This is a genomic window from Lacihabitans sp. LS3-19 (genome assembly GCF_024343575.1).
In the GTDB taxonomy this organism is placed as follows: domain Bacteria; phylum Bacteroidota; class Bacteroidia; order Cytophagales; family Spirosomataceae; genus Leadbetterella.
Genome location: NZ_RJUA01000123.1, coordinates 39231 through 59545 on the forward strand (window position 1 = coordinate 39231; position 20315 = coordinate 59545).

At 38.8% G+C, this 20315-nt stretch carries 14 protein-coding genes and 1 pseudogene; 13 read left to right on the forward strand and 2 right to left on the reverse strand.

All coding sequences use genetic code 11. The features are described from left to right. The first annotated feature begins 56 nt into the window (after window positions 1-56). Window positions 57-842 carry a hypothetical protein gene (locus tag EGI22_RS20300; RefSeq protein ID WP_255070283.1) on the forward strand — a complete coding sequence of 262 codons (786 nt, stop codon included), beginning with the start codon at window positions 57-59 and terminating at the stop codon, window positions 840-842. Between the two features lie 76 nt (window positions 843-918). On the opposite strand, the gene EGI22_RS20305 is transcribed toward EGI22_RS20300, so the two are convergent. Then, window positions 919-1335, reverse strand: a complete 417-nt coding sequence (locus tag EGI22_RS20305; RefSeq protein WP_255070284.1) for an SRPBCC family protein — start codon at window positions 1333-1335, stop codon at window positions 919-921. A gap of 118 nt (window positions 1336-1453) precedes the next feature. On the opposite strand from EGI22_RS20305, the gene EGI22_RS20310 reads away from it, so the two are divergent. The 8 genes from EGI22_RS20310 to EGI22_RS20345 all read left to right on the forward strand — a co-directional run bounded on the left by EGI22_RS20310 (window position 1454) and on the right by EGI22_RS20345 (window position 8911). Continuing rightward, complete coding sequence (locus tag EGI22_RS20310) at window positions 1454-2425, forward strand: GlxA family transcriptional regulator (protein ID WP_255070285.1); 972 nt, start codon at window positions 1454-1456, stop codon at window positions 2423-2425. 127 nt (window positions 2426-2552) lie between these two features. Beyond that, the gene (locus EGI22_RS20315; RefSeq protein WP_255070286.1) at window positions 2553-4034 is read left to right on the forward strand and encodes a hypothetical protein; all 1482 of its coding nucleotides are present in this window, start codon (window positions 2553-2555) and stop codon (window positions 4032-4034) included. A 7-nt stretch (window positions 4035-4041) separates the two neighbouring features. Then, the gene (locus EGI22_RS20320) at window positions 4042-4404 is read left to right on the forward strand and encodes a LytTR family DNA-binding domain-containing protein (protein ID WP_255070287.1); all 363 of its coding nucleotides are present in this window, start codon (window positions 4042-4044) and stop codon (window positions 4402-4404) included. A 2-nt stretch (window positions 4405-4406) separates the two neighbouring features. Further along, window positions 4407-4979 carry a hypothetical protein gene (locus EGI22_RS20325; RefSeq protein ID WP_255070288.1) on the forward strand — a complete coding sequence of 191 codons (573 nt, stop codon included), beginning with the start codon at window positions 4407-4409 and terminating at the stop codon, window positions 4977-4979. Next, window positions 4976-5497, forward strand: coding sequence for a type VI secretion system tube protein Hcp (locus EGI22_RS20330; protein ID WP_255070289.1), 522 nt, complete (start codon window positions 4976-4978; stop codon window positions 5495-5497). The genes EGI22_RS20325 and EGI22_RS20330 overlap by 4 nt, the downstream gene beginning before the upstream one ends. Before the next feature lie 4 nt (window positions 5498-5501). After that, on the forward strand, window positions 5502-6224 hold the full coding sequence (locus EGI22_RS20335) for a hypothetical protein (RefSeq protein WP_255070290.1): 723 nt from the start codon (window positions 5502-5504) through the stop codon (window positions 6222-6224). Between the two features lie 60 nt (window positions 6225-6284). After that, window positions 6285-6848 carry a hypothetical protein gene (locus EGI22_RS20340; RefSeq protein ID WP_255070291.1) on the forward strand — a complete coding sequence of 188 codons (564 nt, stop codon included), beginning with the start codon at window positions 6285-6287 and terminating at the stop codon, window positions 6846-6848. A gap of 320 nt (window positions 6849-7168) precedes the next feature. Next, a complete protein-coding gene (locus tag EGI22_RS20345; RefSeq protein WP_255070292.1) occupies window positions 7169-8911 on the forward strand; it encodes a SprB repeat-containing protein in 1743 nt (580 codons plus the stop codon). Between the two features lie 241 nt (window positions 8912-9152). Here EGI22_RS20345 and EGI22_RS20350 read toward each other — a convergent pair whose 3' ends face one another. Beyond that, a complete protein-coding gene (locus EGI22_RS20350; RefSeq protein WP_255070293.1) occupies window positions 9153-9842 on the reverse strand; it encodes a helix-turn-helix transcriptional regulator in 690 nt (229 codons plus the stop codon). A gap of 61 nt (window positions 9843-9903) precedes the next feature. Here EGI22_RS20350 and EGI22_RS20355 point away from each other — a divergent pair, with 61 nt between their 5' ends. The 4 genes and pseudogenes from EGI22_RS20355 to EGI22_RS20370 all read left to right on the forward strand — a co-directional run. Further along, the gene (locus tag EGI22_RS20355) at window positions 9904-10299 is read left to right on the forward strand and encodes an amino acid-binding ACT domain-containing protein (protein WP_255070294.1); all 396 of its coding nucleotides are present in this window, start codon (window positions 9904-9906) and stop codon (window positions 10297-10299) included. A gap of 19 nt (window positions 10300-10318) precedes the next feature. Next, window positions 10319-10792, forward strand: a complete 474-nt coding sequence (locus tag EGI22_RS20360) for an OsmC family protein (protein WP_255070295.1) — start codon at window positions 10319-10321, stop codon at window positions 10790-10792. Between the two features lie 926 nt (window positions 10793-11718). Continuing rightward, window positions 11719-18363: a 3-coathanger stack domain-containing protein gene (locus tag EGI22_RS20365; protein WP_255070296.1), complete on the forward strand. Its 6645-nt coding sequence runs from the start codon at window positions 11719-11721 to the stop codon at window positions 18361-18363. Between the two features lie 26 nt (window positions 18364-18389). Next, window positions 18390-20315, forward strand: a pseudogene (locus EGI22_RS20370) (hypothetical protein); the annotation flags it as partial.

The window sequence follows — 20315 nt, forward strand, 5'->3', positions numbered from 1 at the left end:
CCAATTCAAACGCAATTGGTAGGGTATTATATTGAACAATTTAAAAGGAAAATACTATGAATTTTATTAAAGAAATAAACAGAAGAAATGCCCCAATGGCATATGTTGGTACTTTTTTTTTGGTTTTGTCCATAATGTTGGGAGTATATGCTACTGTAAATACTCAAGAGATATTGGGAATAAACGCAATGATAAAACCCTTGAAATTTGCTTTAAGCCTTTGGATTTTGGCTTGGACTATGGCCTATTTGCTTTATTATGTAAATGACCAGAAGAAAGTTGAGAAATACTCAGTTTTGGCCATCATAACCATGGTTTATGAACAAGCTGTGATCACAATTCAAGCATTTAGGGGTAAACTTTCCCATTTTAACCAAACCGAAATTGTCGGCGGAATTTTATATGCTTTGATGGGAATAATGATTGTTTGGCTGACCACAGCTACTTTGATTCTAACCATTAGATTTATAAGGCAAAAAACTTACGCTATTTCAAGCTCGTTTGCATTTTCCATTAAAATAGGCTTGATAATGTTTGTAGCTTTTAGCTTTTTTGGAGGTTATATGAGTGCTATTAATTCACATAATGTGGGCGGAGAAATAGGAGGGAAGGGTTTGAGTTTGCTAAATTGGAGTACCGTTTTCGGTGATTTACGAGTTGCACACTTTTTTGGAATTCACTCTTTACAAATCATTCCTTTTTTAGGTTATTTTATTTCCAAAAATTATGGTGAAGACGCAAAAGCCAAGAGATTGATTTGGTTTTCATCACTTATCTATTTAGCGTTTGTATGTTTTACGATGTTTCAAGCATTGGCGGCAATGCCTTTTTTGAAAATTTAAAAACCTAAGATTAAGGCTTAGGTTTTTAGAAAAACTTTCAAGAAGATTATAGTATTATTTATCAAACTTGGAAAGCTTATAAGCTTTCTACATGTTTTTTGAAATTGTCCATAATTGCCTGCCAACCACCTCTTTGCAGTTCTACTGGGTTTTCTGTTTCAGCATCGAAGGTTTCTGTTACCAATGTGCCATTTTCTTTTGCGTCAAAAACTATCTCAACTTTTCGGCCATCTTCCAGTCCGTACACGATTCTTGAATTTAAATCAACTACTTCATATATTCCCTCAAAATCAAATCCAAAACTTCCATCTTTGGCTTCCATTCTGCTGTTAAATTTACCACCTACTTGGAGGTCAACAGTAGAAAATGTTGTATGCCAATCATCAGAGGCGGCATTCCATTGAACAATATGCTCCGGGGCATTAAAATATTTCCAAGTATTTTCAAGAGAGTCATTTACCAGTGTAGAGACTGTGATTTTTGTACTTTCCATTGATTTCTAGATTTGATTTTTTAATTATTCTACAAATGTAGGTGGAAAAATAAAATTTCAAATAGTGTATAAAAGACATTTGAGAGGTGATATGCGACATTTTGAATATATTTGTAAAATGAAATCAATTAGCATATTAGTACCCGAAAGTTGCGTGCTGCAAGCCATTGCCGATCCGCAATATTGTTTTAGTGCCGTAAATCAATTTATGCAAATGTCGGGAAAAGACCCCCTTTTCGATGTGAAATTGGTAGGAAAAAGCCCAGAAGTGAAACTTTCAGGTGGAAGTTACTCCGTTCATGCTGATTTTTTATTAGATGATGTGGTCCAAACCGACTTGGTGATAATACCAGCATTGTTCGGAAATATGCAATCTGCCGTAGAATTAAATCGAGAATTGATTCCCTGGATAATCAAACAGCATAAACAAGGAGCTGAAATTGCCTCACTTTGTGTGGGTGCCTTTTTATTGGCTGATACTGGTCTGTTAGATGGTAAAAAATGTTCAACTCATTGGGGATTTATACAAGAGTTCAGGCAAATGTACCCAGAGGTAGAAGTTCAAGATGGCAGCATAGTGACCGAAGAAAATGGAATTTACTCTAGTGGAGGGGCAACTTCCTACTGGAATCTATTGCTGCATTTGGTAGAAAAATATGTAGATCGTGAAACCGCAATTTTGACCTCAAAATATTTTGCAATAGATATAGACAGAAGCAACCAATCGGCTTTTGCATTGTTTAATGGCCAAAAAGACCATAAAGATGAGGCAATAATTAAGGCTCAAAGATTTATAGAACAAAATATTGAAGACAAATTGTCTATCGATTTTTTGGCAGATTATGTGGCGATAGGAAGGCGAAGTTTTGAACGAAGATTTAAAACTGCCACCAATAATTCTGTTTTAGAATATATTCAAAGGGTAAAAATAGAATCTGCCAAAAGAAGCTTTGAAAATAGTTTGAAAAATATAAATGAAGTAATGTTAGATGTGGGTTATTCAGACACCAAAGCCTTCCGAACAACCTTCAAAAAAATAACGGGCTTAACACCTTTAGAATATAGGAATAAGTATAGAAAGATGGCGTAGGATTTGTTAATAAGTTTACTATGAATGTTTTGGGAGTGATTTTTTTCATTCTTATTTAACAATCCTACTAACATTAGTAGTACCGTCAAATAATATTCGAAACTAGCTTTGATGAAAAATTAAAGCTATGAAGAAACTATATATAATTCTTCTTTCAATTATAACCACTTCAGGTTTTGCACAGTTCGGCTTTATGAGTCCTGACTCATTGGTAAGCACAGCACCTAAACTCAGGTTTTCAAATATAAATGAAGGAGTGGGTAAAATTCTCACTTCCGATGCTTTTGGTAATGCAACTTGGCAAAATTTGCCAACCTCAGGCTTGTGGCAACAAACTGGTAACTACATAAGCAATACCAATTCCGGTGGATTCTGGTCTCCATATGCCAATGCCCTACCAGTAAATGCTGACAACACAAGCTATCCTCCACAATCTCCTTCAAGTGGAAATGGCACTCGCATGGCCTGGATTCCAGGCAGAAGTGCATTTCAAGGTGGTACATTTAATTTACCTGATGGTTCCGTAAGGTTTATCTCAGATAATATAGGACTTTTTAGTTTTTGTTATGGTTTGAATTCGGAAAGTAGGTCAAGAGGTGGAGTAGCAATTGGTGAAGAAGTAATAGCTGACGGAACTAGTAATACCATAGCTTTTGGAGAAAATGTGCAGGTGCTTGGTCAAAGAAACATAGGTTTTGGTTTTGGAAATCAAATTCAAGATGGTAGCAGCAATACGATTGCCATGGGAGAAGGCATAAGAAATACTGGAGGCGAATATGTGAATTCTATGGGTTGGGGATTGCTTGGTTCAGGATATGGAACTTCAATTTTCGGAACTTTCAACTCCACACCAACGGGTTCTTTAAACTCGTGGGTATCTACTGATCCTCTTTTCACAATAGGAAATGGTCAATCAAATTCATTAAGGTCAAATGCTTTATTGATTCAAAAAAACGGGGTTGTTAATATTGGTATTAGTCCATTGGTTTCGCTTGTTTACAGACTTCGTGTAGGGGGAGGAATTTATTCCAGCAGTGCCATACAAGGCAATCAACTTCGTGCGACTAATTTAGCAGGAGTTGGTGAAAGGGATGTTTGTACTGATGCAAGTGGAAATTTAATTGAATGTAGCTCAAATATCCCAATTTCAACGCAGTATTACAATATATCTGCGATGGGTTTTCAGCCTGTAATACCAGATGCTAGTTCTCAATTTTGGTTTAGAAGAGACCTCCAGAATGGACTTGTTTATTTTGATAGTCAATTAAAACAAGTTGATGCTTATGCTTACGCACCTATAGAATTGCCTGATGGAGCATTGGTTAATGAATGGACTTTTAATTATAAACAAACGGGAGCTTTGAATACCATGTTTATTGAGTTTGTTAAAGTTGGGAAAACAAATGCGGGTCCTTCTACGATTTTGTCAGAAATTTCGAGTACTTCAGGAGTAGGTATTTTAGAAATTACAAAAAACTTGGATAAAGGGGATGAATTAATAGAAAATGCAAAATATTACTATTATGTAAGATACAAAAAAGCCCCATCAGCTTTATGGCAGGGAGATTCTATGGCAGTTAGGGGTGTGATTTTTAAATACCAAAAATAGATATACCATGAAAGCACAAAGGAAGAAAATTACAGAAAACAATGGTTTGCTCAGATCTCCATATTTGGCAATTCATGTTGGTAGCCGCACCTATTTACAAGCTGCAGAAATAGTAATGATTTCTGCTGATATCAGCTACTCGTATATTCATCTCAATGATGGAAAAAAGATAATAGTAAGTACAAATATTCAAAAACTACAAGAGCGGCTTTTGGGTGTAAAAAATATAGTAAGGGTTCACCGCTCATTTATGATAAATGTGAACTACCTCAAAACTTATGATGAGAAGAAAGCGGCCCTCCGCTTTAACCTGAGTTGTCCGATTTCTAGAAGGAAAAAAAATGATTTAAAAATTGCATTAAATTATTGAATATGAATAAAATAGTTGCTTTTTTATTGGTAAGTATATCTTCTTTTGCCCAAAACCAAGCCATTTGGATTGATATCCCTAAGACAGACGGGGAATACATTGTTAATCCAAATAGATTGACGGGTACGAAGGGTCCTAAAGCCAAGTGTACAGCCATAATCGATTTTGAGTTTCAGATGGCAAAAACGGTCTATGCTACACCAACTCTAAATATCAAAAACGAATTTAAACCCAATGGTTTTCAGACGCTTAGGGTCGACCTGCCTCTCGACAAATCTTTTACCGAGCTGCATGAGCGGATATTTGAGGGTCGTGTATTGCCCAGTTTAGATATTTTTTCAGATCGGTTTTCTAACGGTAATGTGCAGTCAGAAACCCAACATATCAAACTCATCAATGTAAGTCTCCTTGAAATCAGTTTATTCACTGATATTCCCGTAAGGCAAAGTGTGCTTTTGAAATATGATAAAATCGTCATTAGCTCGACAAAACTCAACCAAAATGGTGGAATCTTGAAAGTAGAACAGACCTGCCTAGACCTGAAAACTGGAAACCCCTGTATAGATAAAATATGAAAACTAAAATTCTATTAATCAGCATCATGTGTGTGTTAGGGCAACAGCTCCTTGCACAAAAAATATATGTCAAATTCAAAAAACCAGAGATATTTAGCGACAAAACCAGCCCAGTTTTTTTGGCCAATTATTTTGACATTCGGGATTTCCATTATTCCATTCATAGCGATAATGGCAAGGTTGCTTCAGGACTTTTGAGTTTTACTATAGATGAATCTATCGTCTCGCCACAATTGTGGAAAAACCTCTTTCAGCCTGAAACAGTCATGGATTTGGAATTGGTTTTTACTAAAACTGCCGGGCTCAATGAGCTGACTTATCTAACGATTCGCTGCGATAAGTCTTACATTAATGCCATTAGCACTACCATCCAGAAAAACGAAGTCACTGAGCTACGCTTGCAGCTTTGGGTAAATGAGTACAGCATTCAATACAAGGAGATGGGAGATTCCGGCAACTTCCTTGGCAATTACAGTACAGGTTGGAGTTATCTAAAAAATATCCCTAAAGTCTTTTAAACGCATGAAAAACTACCTATTCATTCTTTGTTTTATTACGGTAAAATTTAATTATGCTCAGCATGTAGAGATTTCTGAGAAACAAATTAGCTCTCCAAAAATAGGAATTGGAACAGAGGCTCCTATTCGTAATCTTCATTTGGTTGGCAGTGCCATTATGGTGCAGGAGCAGCCACTCGAAAATATTGTCATTGGCACAGTAGATTCCGTTGATGCCAAATTTGCGGTTTTTAGCAAAAACTTTGGAAACGGAGTCATCATAGATGCTCCTTCTACACCAGGTGGATATGGCTTATTGGTAAAAGGGTCTGCACATATAGCTGGCAATCTCTCTAAAGCAGGCGGGACATTCAAAATTGACCATCCGCAAGATCCATTGAACAAAACCCTTTCGCACGCTTTTGTGGAGAGCCCCCAAATGCTAAATATCTACAGTGGAAATTGCATAACAGACACAAATGCGGAAGCAATAGTTAAGCTTCCCGATTACTTTGAGGCTCTCAATCAAGACTTTAGATATCAGCTGACAGTAATTGGTTCTTTTACTCAAGCCATAGTTTGGAAGAAAGTAGAAAATAATGCCTTCACCATTAAAACAGAACAACCACAAACCGAGGTTTCGTGGCAGATTACTGGCATCAGAAAAGACCGCTGGGCATTGGAAAATCCTATTGTAGTAGAACAAATCAAGTCTAATTCTGAAAAAGGAAAATGGATAAATCCTTGAAAGAAAAGGCGTTACCGAAAAGCCTTTAAGAGAGTAGGAACAAATGAAAACTATAAAATTATGGCAATTGATTTTAAAAAAGTAGGTGACAAAATGAGCACCTCTGGCGAAAAACAAAAGAAAACAGGCGAAAAGCTCATAGCTTATTCTGAAGATTTTAAAGCCTTTGGGCAAATTTTTGAAAATGACGGAAAGCTCGACAATGCTCTAGAATCTACGGAAACCGCTGTGAAAGTAATTCGAAATTTACTAGCTCCTCCTGTAAATATCTTAAAAGCAATTGGAAATGGATTTAACGCCATTGTAGTACCTGACCTAGACGTGTTTACACGGAGGATAGATATACCAGTAGTGGGTAGGATTACCATCGTAACAGGCGTAAATGTAGGAACCCAGAGGCCCTTTAGGGCTATTGGCAATAGTTTTAATGATTTGGCAGATGATATAAATGATATAAGAACTACACTTGGCGACATAGCTAAAGCTTGTAACGATAGCCAAGCAGAATTTGGCAAAATTCAGGTAAAAATAAACGAAGGTTCAAGCGAAATTATGCAGGCAGGTGTGTCATTGGTAGAAACGGGGGCTTTGCTTTCTGAGATTGGACTTTTGCTAAAAGCTTAAGGAAAACAGTTTCATCTGTTCTTTAGTTTTTTCAAAAATTCGTAAACGCTAAGATGTAGGTCTTACTATTTATTATTAAACTTTATCGAAAGTCAAAAAATAGGATATTAGGGAAATTTCGATTTATTGTCTTCCTATTAAATGGTAATTGATGAGGTTTTCCTTGCTAAATTCAAATATTGGGCATTCAAAGTGGAGATTAGTATTTAACAAAAATGAATTTGTAAGTCGTTTAAGTGTTTAATATTTATACAGTTACGCCAATGTGTGATAATATTATTGGGTGACAAAAGTTTAAAATTTAAAAGTAATAATTGTAAATGATGATAAAGCTAATTTTGGTTCTATTGTTACCTGTTTTTGGCTTTGGTCAAAAAGATAGTTCTACTTTTCAAGTTACGTCATTAACATTAGGCTTTGGTTCGCAAACCAATATCAGCTGTTTTGGGGGCAAAGATGGAGCTGCCTCCGTTTTGCCAGCTAGTGGAGGTGTAGCCCCATATACCTATAATTGGACACCTGGTACTCCCATTGGAGATGGTACAGTTTCTGTAACGGGTTTGACATCAGGTACTTGGACTTGTACTGCCAAAGATTTTTTGGGTAATACAGTTCAACGTTTTTTTCAAATTACACAACCAACTTCTTTATTAGGTTCGGTTATTTCTATAACAAACGCGAGCAACCCAAGTGCGACTGATGGTGCCGCCACAATTGAAGGTGTAGGAGGTACCCCACCGTATATTTATAACTGGTCACCCGGCAACCCTACAGGAGATGGAACTGCTACCATTACCGACCTAAGCCCTGGGATATATACCTGTACTATAAAAGATGCCAAAAGTTGTACAAGTACCCTTGCCGTAACTGTCGGTTCCCAACTTTCGGTTACTGCATTATCCCAAACAAATGTGACTTGTTTTGGTGGAAGCAATGGGGCTGCCGCCGTCAATGAGCCCACAGGAGGTACTCCTCCATATACATATAACTGGACGCCGGGCAATCCTGTAGGAGACGGTACAAAAAGTGTAACTAACCTAACAGCAGGTACTTGGACTTGTAACGTTAGCGACGCACTTGGTGCATTAACTTCGTTAAATTTTATAATTACTAAGCCTCCATCTATAGTAATGACCGCTAATCAACAGACCAACGTTTCATTTTCGGGAGCATCTGACGGTGCAGCTATTGCCAATCCGGCCTCTGGTGGTACTCCTCCTTATAGCTACAATTGGACACCCGGAAACCCCATTGGGGATGGGACATTATCCGTTACAGGATTAACTGCCGGTACCTGGACCTGTAACGCCTTCGATTCAAACGGATGCACAAGTTCGGTTGCCTTTCAGATAGTAGTAAAGCTCAAAATTGCACCTTCACCTAAAACCGATGTCTCTTGCTTTGGAGGGTCGGACGGTACAGCCACTGTAGCTTTAGAAGGAGGTAAAGCCCCATTTTCCTTCAATTGGACCCCTGGAAATCCCACAGGAGATGGAACTTCTTCGATTTCAGGTCTTAATGCAAATACCTATACTTGTACCGTTACAGATGCCCAAGGTACAGTAGTTTCTACGGATTTTGTTATACAACAACCAAACGAATTAACCATCAATGATGCTGAGTTTAGCAATGTGTCATGTCCCAACGGGCAAACCGGGATAGCTAGCATTCTATCTTTGGGCGGAGGCACGCCAATCTATATATACAATTGGACGCCAGGAAATCCAATAGGTGATGGTACGCCTTTTGTAACAGATTTAACTTCAGGTACTTGGAGTTGTACAGTTACGGATTCAAAAGGTTGTGTAGTTCAAAAATCCTTTGTCATTGGGACAGATTTTCAAAACGTCGACATAATATTAAAGAGTCCAATTGATGACCTAAATGCAAATACGCTAACTAAAAAGACCATGGGGGAGATCTATGCAAATATTCAGGCTAGTAATATGTCTGTATTAAATTTGACATCTGATAAATCCATTCTTTTAGATGCCAAAAAAGGGGTTTTTGAAATAGAAAACGGGAGTATATTTGAGGCAAAAATAGAAGGTTGCAAGAATTGAATGCAAATGTTTTTATAATTCGATTTCTAATTTAAACAAGAGGTAATTTCTATTTGGATATGGAGCCGGAAGAAACAATAACTCTTAGCCAATAAATTTCTATTTGAAAGGTAATTTGCCATCTGGCCAGAGCCATTCACAAATAAAAAGACAATAAAAGACGAAAGTTTTGTAAAGCTATTAAGTTGGTATTTTACACCTCTTTTGTAAAGTTAGTTTTTTTACAGACAGCCATTGGTGGTTATTGTAGAGCGACACCCAATAATTCATAAAGTTCTTGACGACCTTTTGAGGTTGCAACTAACTCTCTCGAAAATTCAACTTTTTTAAACCACTTTCTTTCAAGCATTTTGTTTAAAAATTCAGCACCAAGTTGACCAGCTAAGTGCGGACGACGTTCAGACCAATCAAGACATTGACGAGTTAAAGGGCGACGATTATTATTAAAGCCTTCTTTGGATATATTAAAAACCTGAAACCATTCCCAACCTTTTTCAGAAACTAAGTAGACATTTTTTGACTTTATTAAATAACCTTTTCTTTCTAATGTTTCAGCAATTTCAACACCAATAAAACCTGCTAAATGGTCGTAACAAGTTCTACAATATTTTAAACCATTAAGTTGAGGTTGCTTTTTTATACTTTTAGTGGAGCTATTGTTTGCAAGATTTGCTAACCCTTCAACAGCATAAGCAACCTCGGAATTTGAAAGCGAGTAATACCTATGTCGTCCCTGAATTTCAACTTTTACTATTTCAGCTTCAAGCAACTTTGACAAATGATTACTTGCTGAAGTGGGCGAAGTATCTGCAACGATGGACAACTCACTTGCAGTATATGCTCTACCGTCAAGCAAATTCCAAAGCATTCTTGCTCGTGTAGGTTCGCACATTAAAGCGGAAATTGAAACAAATTTATCTTCTACATTCATAGTTCACTATTAAATGAAATGTAAATGTAATGATTGCATTTAATTTGCAAAAAATAAAAAAATGCAAGACATAGAAATTTTATTAGAAAACAAGCCAGGTGCGTTGGCTTTAATGGGTGAAACTTTAGGCAAAAATAAAATTAGCCTTGAAGGTGGCGGTGTATTTCAAAATGGGGAAATGTCAATTGCTCATTTCTTAGTGGAAGAAGCGGAAAGAGCCAAAGAAGAGTTAGCGAAAGTTCAAATTAAAGTCGTGAAAATAAACAATGTGATTATTCAAAAACTGCGTCAAGATGTTGCAGGACAGTTAGGTATGTTTTGCAGACGAATGGCCGAAGCTAATGTAAATATTTTAGTACAATACAGCGACCATTCTAATCAATTAATTGTAGTAGTGGACGACTATGAAAAAGGTAAAAAAGTATCGGAAGAATGGATTAAAGAATGGTGGAGTTAAATAATTAAAAAATAACTTTATGAACGGACAACATAATTACAGCCTGACAGTAAAGTGGACTGGCAACACAGGAACAGGGACTTCAAATTATGCAGGATTTGAAAGAAGTCATTCTATTTTTGTTGCAAATAAAACTGAAATTTTGGGTTCTTCTGACCCTGCATTTCGAGGTGACAAAACGAAACATAATCCAGAAGACCTGTTGTTATCATCTATTTCATCTTGTCATATGCTGTGGTATCTGCATTTATGTACAGTGGAAGGCATTATTGCTACAGATTATATTGATAATGCAACAGGAATAATGCTTGAAACTGCAAACGGAGGTGGAAAATTTACAGAAGTAACTTTAAACCCAATAGTTATCATAACAGATATTTCAATGACATTAAAAGCGAATGAACTTCATAAGAAAGCAAATGAGTTATGCTTTGTTGCGAACTCATTAAATTTTCCTGTTTATCATAAGCCGACTTGTATAACTACAAGCTGACCGAGAAGAACAAAGAATATTTAGAATGTAGAAGAAAGTCGGAATACCGCATTACCCTGACCGTAAACAAAGTCTGGGTGGTTCGATATCTTGGCTTTTTGCTACTTTGTTCCAACCACAAACTGCAGAATGGCACACAGATGTCACAGATGCCTATCGGCAACGCTGATTTTCGCTGATTTTTCAATCTTGCTTAATAAAAATCCGTGCTAATCTGTTTCATCCGTGTCATCTGTGTTCTAAACACGAATCACACAATGGCACGCTGATGACGCAGATGCTTATCGGCAACGCTGATTTATGATGATTTTTAATAAACAATCCGTGTCCAATCGGTATAATCCGTGTTCCAACCACAAACCGCAGAATGGCACGCTGATGTCACAGATGCCTATCGGCAACGCTGATTTTCGCTGATTTTTCAATTTTGCTTAATAAAAATCCGTGCTAATCTGTTTCCTCCGTATCATCCTTGTTCCAATCAAGCACCGCAAAATGGCACACAGATGACACAGATACCTATCGGCAACGCTGATTTTTGCTGATTTTTCAATCTGAACTAATAAAAATCTATATAAATCCGCATTGCATAGCATCCGTTTTATCGGCGTGCTATTATCATCAGATTGAAGTTTTTTTTGATGGTAAGCCACTCGGATTCGTTTTTATTCGAACGGTGCGACTATTCGCAAAAATAAAGGCAGATGCCTAGTCCCTAGGAGGCAAGCCGACTCAAAGTAAATAGGGGCTCATTTTCACCCAAAACAAAAAATAGCTTGAATAGCCATTCAAGGCCGATTTTTATCTAAAGTAAATTTTTGTTAGACGCCATTATCTTAATTTTAAAATTTAACGCTTTTTACTACTAACATTAGTAGTACCCTTGAATTCAGGCATTAAGTAGTTTTGAACAAATATTATTTGCTATGAGAAAACTATTATTATTGCTACTTTTTGTTATTTCTTGTATAAAAATTTATGCTCAGGCACCTGCAAATGATAACTGCTCAGGTGCCATAGAGCTCACTGTAAATGCCAATAACCTTTGTGGAACTAGCACTGAAGGAACTACAATAGGTGCTTCCCAAAGTCAGGCTGGTTGTAATTTCAGTGTGGCTGACGACGATGTTTGGTATAAATTTACAGCAACAGCCACCACTCATAAAATTTCTGCCACTGCCATAACCATGAGTGACCCTGTTTTTGAGGTTTTCTCAGGAAGTTGTGGCTCTTTAGTTTCTTTGGTCTGCGTAAACGACCTTGGGTTTCCTTACAATCATACCGAAAAAACGATTTTAACTGGACTCACGATTGGTGAGGTTTATTTCATCAGGGTTTATGCTGCTGGCTCAGCGGCTTTTACCAAAGGTACTTTTTCTGTTTGTGTTGGCGTGCCAGTACCACCCGCAAACGACAATTGTGTTTCGGCCATAGCTCTTGCTATAAATGAAAATCAGACCTGTACTTTTACGACAAATGGAAACAGTGAAGACGCCACAGAAAGTCTTACGGGATGTTATTCAGGAAGTAATGCCGATGACGACGTTTGGTTTTCGTTTACAGCTACTCAAACTGCTCATTTTATTAAATTGAGCAATGGGACAATAATATCACCCATTTTGGAGATTTTCAAAGGCTCATGTGGTTCGCTTGTAAGTATCTTCTGCGACATTCAATATAACAACAATGTTGGTTTTACTATTGGGGAATTGGTGCCAGGAAACACGTATTTTATAAGAGTTTACTCCTATTATAGTCCCGCTCATGCTGGTAGTTTTAGTTTATGTATCAATGAGCCAACGGGCATGCCGGTCAATGATGCATGCTCAGGAGCTTTAACTTTGACCGCCAACACGGCCTCGTGTGCAGCACTCACTTCAGCAGATTTAGAAAATGCCACGGGAGGCTATGACGCCACCTGTGTGGGTGATAAAATAAAAGACGATGTATGGTTTAAGTTTACTGCAACCGACACGAAAATGATTTTGAAAATGCTTAATCATAACATTTCCTCCCCTCAAATGGAGTTGTTTTCTGGCACCTGCGGAACGCTCAGCCAAGTACTTTGTGCCGATTATGGATTTATGGCAGCCAGTAATTTGACCATTGGCCAAGAATACTATTTACGAGTTTGGAGCCGATATGGTGTCTCAGCAGGAAATGGAGGTTTTGATTTGTGTCTCTCAACCACAGCTCTCAATGATGACATTTCTGAAGCAATCACTTTACAAGCTAATAATGATTACACCTGCACATTGAACAATACGGGCGATAACCTGTTTGCTGTTAGCAATTTACCCATTTCAAATTCCTATGGATATTGTGCTCCGCTTATCAATGGAGCTTGGTATAAGTTCTCTGCCTTGAATGACAGTCTGGAGATTTCTCTGACGCCACAAAGCAATTCGGGCCCTACTATGGAGGTGTTTCACATGGTTTCTGGCAATCCAGTTTTTTTGAATTTTTCAGACCAAAAAGTAATTCTCACCGATGCCGTACTTGGAGATGAATATTATATTTTGGTTTACAATTGCACCACTTATCCTTTGAGCAGAGGCACTTATGATATTTGCATCAAAAATATACCACCACCACCAGCTAATGACAATTGTGCAACGGCTATTGCTCTTACTGTCAACAATGATTTGACCTGTGGAATTTCTACTGAAGGAACTACTCAAAATGCCCTTGGCGATCCTTACGGATGTAGTGGAAGTCCCGACGACGACGTTTGGTATAGTTTTGTAGCCACGGCTACCGAGCATCAAATCACTGTAACTCCCGGCACAATGGACGACCCAGCTTTTGTCGTTTATGATGGAAGTTGTGGTGTTTTAAATGAACTCCTTTGCGAAAATAACAGCTGTTGTGGGAACCCAGAAGTTAATAAAGTAACTGGCCTTACCATTGGCGATACATATTATGTTCAAGTTTATTCTTCAAGTTTATACTCCGACCAAGGCACTTTCAGCATTTGTGTCAATTTGCCTATACCCATACCTACAAATGCCGAATGCACTAATGCGGAAGTAATCACTGTAGGCAGCAGCTGTGTGCCTACTTCTGGCACAAACATAGGCGTGGAAAACAGCACGTACGACAACTGTGATTTTAACAAATATATGGTTTGGTACGAGTTTACGGCTACTACTTCGAGCCAATTGATACATATCACTAAAGGAAGTATAGTTAATTTTAGATTAGATGTTTTTGAAAATAATTGCAATAGTTTGAGCCGTGTGAGCAATTGCGATTTTAGTGAATACAATGCTGACCACGATTTTGTGGTTTCTGGCTTTACCGTAAATAACACTTACCTGATAGCTGTCAGCACTACTAACCAAAGTGATGCAGGTACTTTTGATATTTGCCTTAGTGAGATTCAAACACCCGCTAACGATGAATGCTCAGGAGCGATAGTACTTACTGTAAATGCAAGCAGTAGCCCAACGGTTCGTACAGAAGGCACTACACAATTTGCTACAGAATCACAAGCAGCTTGCAGTGGAAATGCGAAAGACGATGTTTGGTTTAGTTTTACGGCTACTCAGGCTTCGCACCGCTTATTTTTCAAAACGATTAATTTCAGTGGGAGTCCTGTTCTTGAAGTTTTTAGTGGTACTTGTGGAAGTTTGGTGAGTCAGCAATGTATCACGCCTGCTTCTTACAATTCCAACAATTCATTTACGCTATTGACGGGTTTAAACCCAAGTCAAACCTACTTTGTAAGAGTGCATAACAGTATTGGTGTCAGCTACGGAGGTACATTTTCTATAGGCATTGCCTCTTTGGTAGCTCCTGCCAACGACGAATGTATAGGAGCCATAAATATCCAAACGGCAACTGATTTTAGTCAAAATGTGTCAGGAAATACGCTGGATGCCACACTTTCTCAAGCTTCATGCACCTCAGGGCCTTATGCCGATGATGATGTTTGGTATAAATTTACTGCGACTCAAACAGTGCATAAGATCAAAGTACAGGGCATGAGCAACAATTCTGGTAGAATAGAGGTTTATAGCGGCTCTTGCGGTGCTTTGACTTTATTAGATTGTGGGAATCCAAGTATCAGTGGTGATACTATTTTAAAAGAGCAAATTGGCCTTCAAGTTAACAGTACTTATTTTTTCAGAATTTACACGAGCACTTTTAGTCCATCCTTTACCACTTTTAAAGTCGCCGTGACCAATCCTTATATTTCACCTTATGACGAATGCCAAGGTGCTTTGTCGGTATCGGTGTCAAATGACGAAACTTGCACACCCACGGCATTCAGCTTTGAGGGTGCCTATACATCTTCCTTACCGCTCAATTGCGGGGCAGCAGTATCTCAAAATGATATTTTTCTAAAGTTTACGGCCAGCTCCACACAGCATCAAATAAAAATAAGTCCAGCTTCTTATGTTTCTGGTCAATTATACGCAGGAACTTGCGGAAGTCAAACCTTAATGGCCTGCAATGCTTTCGGATATGACAGTTTGTTGAACATCGGTGGTTTGAGTCTTGGCCAAGAGTATACCCTCAGGCTTTTACAAAACTACAACTCTACTCCGCCTTTGCAAATATGCATCAGCAGGCCAAATTATGCTGCTAATGATGAAATAACTGGTGCAGAAAACATTCCTATTTCAGGAAATCAGTTGAGCTGCGAAATGTACAGTGATAACTTGGATTCCAGTTCACAGTCAATCTTTTCAATTTGTAATGTTCCACCAAACAATGGCGACGGTGTTACTTTTGATAAATGGTATAAATTTACGGCAACAGCTTCAAGTCACCGATTATTTTTCTTAAACAATGGGGCTCAAATACCCAGTTATGAGGTTTTTTCTGGTTCTCCGACATCACTCAATTATATCTCCTGCAGTAGCAATGTAAGTTCTTCTAAGTCAGAAATACTGGAAAATCTTACACCTGGACAAACCTATTTTATAAGAGTTTATTGCAACTTCTCAAAGAACGCCGACTTTCAAATTTGTATCTCGAATGTCACAGTTCCTGCAAATGACCTTTGCGAAAATGCTCAAGTTTTAACTGTTTATCAAACCTGGCTTACTTCTAATTATACCAGTGGAAGTACTGTAGGTGCTACGAGAACTATAGAATCTAACTCTTGTGGAGCAGCCAATGCCTACGATGTTTGGTACAAGTTTACCGCTACCCAAACCAGTCATTTTATCGGTTTTAGAGACGGTAGTTTGGGGCAAACAACTGCAGGTCTTACGGTTGCTGTTTACGCTGGTGCATGTAATGCCCGAACAAACGTCATTTGCAAAACAGCCAATTTTAGCAATCAAAACGATGAAAAATTACAAGTAAACGGTCTGACAATAGGTCAAGAATATTTTATAAAAGTCTACTCGTCGACAGCCACTACCAGCACACAAGGCAATTTCTCTATTCAGGTTTTAGATTTGACTGTGCCCTCAAACGACGACTGTGCCACGCCGAAACCTCTTAGCGTTCAGTCAGGGCTTGATAATTTCACTTACACCACAGATGTAAATTTACTCGCTACCACTTCCAGCCAAACCATCAATTGCAGCGTTGGCGGTACGGCCGATGACGACCTCTGGTATAGTTTTACACCGAATAGTAGCAATGTAAGACTTTTGCTCAATTCCGATTTCAAAAACCTGGCCTATGTGATTTACTCAGGCTCTTGCTCTACGCTTAGCCCAATTATTTGTGGCAGCACGGGGACCACAGCATTTACTTTGAATCAGATTATTGACAATTTAGTGCCCTCCACTGAGTATAAAATCCGTTTGTATAGCTTTTCAAGTACTCAAAGAGGCCGTGTTTTTATAGCTTTGACCTCTGATGTACTGGCACCAGTCAATGATTCTTGCCAAAATGCCATAGACCTTGTGCCTTCTATTGACAATTTGCCCAATTTTACTTCTGGTACCACCCTCAATGCCCGAAGTACCAATACACAATGCTTCGCTGGTGAAGAAGTTTGGTACAAATTCACAGCCACCGCCGCTGAGCACCGAATTGTATACGATGGGTATTTGAAAGACCCTGCCATTACAGGTTTTTCTGGAACTTGTGGTAATCTCAGCATACTGCCCAATGCATGTTTTGGTGGCGTGCATAGCATCGCATTTAATAATACTGGACTGACCATTGGGCAAACTTATTATTTCAAAGTTGCCTCACAAACCAAAGCTTATGCTACCCAGGGCAATTTCAAAATAGCAGTAACTAACTCTTTAATACCCGCGAATGATAACTGTGTAGATGCACTTAGCCTTAGCAATATACCCACTTATTATACTACTCAAAAAGCTACAAATGAATTTTCACTAAGTACAGTTTGTGGTAATTTTGGGAATGACGTATGGTTTAAATTTACCGCTACCAAGGCGAAAATGAGCATCAGCATTGAAAATTTGAATACCGATGCTTTGTTGGGGGTTTATAAAGGTGCATGCCCAAGCCCAACACTCATAAAATGCAGTAGACCGAGCGGCAGTAGCCAGAAAATTAATGTATTAAATCTGGATACTTTGACCGTGGGGGAGGAATACCTTGTTAATATTTCTGCTTTGGTTTCAACAGCAAAAATAGAATTTAGAATCAGTGCTTTTGAGAATCAAGCAATAGAAGAAAATACAGCGGCCGACTTGGCCTGTTTGGGCATCAATATGGTCAGCAATCCCTCTTTTGAAGACCCAGAGATTTGTCCGGGTTCTTTCAGTGGTACGCCATCATCCCCAGGCCAGTGGTTAAATCATAATTTAGGGTGGACCATCCCCAGCATGGGTTCTGCAGATTACCTGAATGCTTGTGCCGCTTACAATGCCTCTATCGAAATACCTCGCAATGCGGCATTTGGCTATCAAACGCCCCGAAATGGAATTGCTTATGCAGGTTTTTTTGTAGGCGGAAGTACCTACCGCGAATATTTACATACTACGCTGACCTCACCCATGGAAATTGGCAAAAAATATGTGCTGAGTATGTATGTAAGTAGGGCTGATTATTATAAAAAAGCGAGCAACAATATTGGTTTTGGTTTAAGTGAAGCGAACATAGTGCAACACAGTTACGATACTTTGGTGGTAGATAAAATACTTTTGCCCACGCAGAACTTAGTCTTACATGAAAAAGACGATTGGGTCAATATCTCTGTCAAGTTCACCGCTGATAAAGCCTATGAGCATTTGTATTTGGGTAATTTTAAAGGCGAATCTTATACCATTACTGAAACGGCGGTCGATATAAGCGGAGCTGCTCCAGGTGGATATTTCGGACTCGCCGAAACACCCAATGCCTATTATTTTGTGGATGATATACTGGTGGCTGAAGTAGCCAATACTTTGGCCTGTGGCACAAGTCCTTGCGACAATGCCCTCACCTTACAAAGCCCTACTGACGATATCAATTCGGCTATTGATACCCAATCGAGCAATCTTGAAATCAAGGCAAATATTATCATTCAGGGCAGTTCAAATGTGTTGTTTACTTCTGGCAAATCGATTCTTATGGATGCCCAAAACGGTGTTTTCGAAGTTAAAAATGGTGCGGTATTTGAGGCGAAGATTGGAGGGTGTGAAAATTGAAAAACAGAAAAAAAATGTATAAGTTAATGATTTTTTTATTGATACACGGCTTAGTGTATTCTCAAAAAGATAGTACTACTAGAGAAACAAATGCTTTAAAGCTTGGCTTTAGTTCCCAAACCAATGTTGGTTGTTTTGGAGGGGACGACGGAAAAGCAGCTGTTCAGCCAGCCACAGGAGGAATAGCACCTTATACCTACGATTGGTCACCTGGAAAACCAACAGGAGACGGTACATTATCTGTTTCTGGCTTATCAGCGGGTAATTGGACATGCACTGCTACAGATTTATTTGGAAGTACAATTACCAGAACTTTTGTTATTACCCAGCCTGCAAGTTTGGTTAGTTCTGTCTTATCTAAAACTAATATAAGTACACCCTTGGCAAGTGATGGAGCAATCTCTATAAATCCTGCCTCTGGTGGCACTGCTCCCTATATTTACAATTGGAGTCCTGGAAATCCTTCAGGTAATGGTACAACCTCGATAAGTAACCTATCATTTGGTGCTTACACGTGCACTATTAAAGATGCGAATAGCTGTACTAATTTACTTGAGGTTTTAATAGGTGTTCAACTTGCTGTTGATCCCTCTAGTCACACAAATGTGAGTTGTTTTGGCGGTTCAAATGGAACAGCTTCCGTAAAAGAAGCTGTAGGAGGTACAGCTCCATATACTTACAATTGGACACCCGGAAATCCTGTTGGAGATGGTACAAAAAGTGTTTCGGGCTTATCGGCTGGTTCATGGACATGTACTGTAACCGATGCAATCGGAAATACTGCTACTAGTTTGTTTACTATCTCCCAGCCCTCTATTTTGACAAGTACTGTTTTGTCTAAAACTGATGCAAGTTCCACGTCTGCAAGTGATGGAGCAGCAGAAATAAATCTTGCCACAGGAGGTACTTCTCCATATATCTACAATTGGACTCCTGGAAATCCTTCTGGTGATGGAACTACTGCAGTAAGTAACTTACCAGTCGGCACATACACTTGCACAATTACAGATTCAAAAAGTTGTGTAAAAACCTTGAGTGTCGCTATTGGATCACCATTAACACTAAATGCTGCCAGCCAAACAAATGTGAGTTGTTTTGGCGGTTCAAATGGAACAGCATCCGTAAATGAAGCAGAAGGAGGAACAGCTCCATATTCTTACAATTGGACACCCGGAAATCCTGTTGGAGATGGTACAAAAAGTGTTTCAGGCTTATCGGCTGGTACATGGACATGCACTGTAACTGATGCAATCGGAAATACTGCTACTAGTTTGTTTACTATCTCCCAGCCCTCTATTTTGACAAGTACTATTTTGTCTAAAACTGATGCAAGTTCCACGTCTGCAAGTGATGGAGCAGCAGTAATAAATCTTGCCACAGGAGGTACTTCTCCATATATCTACAATTGGACTCCTGGCAATCCCTCAGGTGATGGAACTCCGGCTATAAGCAACTTGACAGTCGGCACATACACTTGCACAATTACTGATTCAAAAAGTTGTGTAAAAACCTTGAGCGTCGCTATTGGATCACCCTTAACACTTAATGCTGCCAGCCAAACAAATGTGAGTTGTTTTGGTGGTTCAAATGCTACAGCATCTGTAAATGAAGCAGAAGGAGGTACAGCTCCATATTCTTACAATTGGACACCTGGAAATCCTGTTGGAGATGGTACAAAAAGTGTTTCGGGCTTATCGGCAGGAACGTGGATATGCACTGTAACCGATGCAATCGGAAATACTGCAACCAGTTTGTTTACTATCTCTCAGCCTTCTTTGTTAACAAGTACTGTTTTGTCTAAAACTGATGCAAGTTCGCAGTCTGCAAGTGATGGAGCAGCAGAAATAACTCTTGCCACAGGAGGTACTTCTCCATATATCTACAATTGGACTCCTGGCAATCCCTCAGGTGATGGAACTCCGGCTATAAGCAACTTGACAGTCGGCACATAC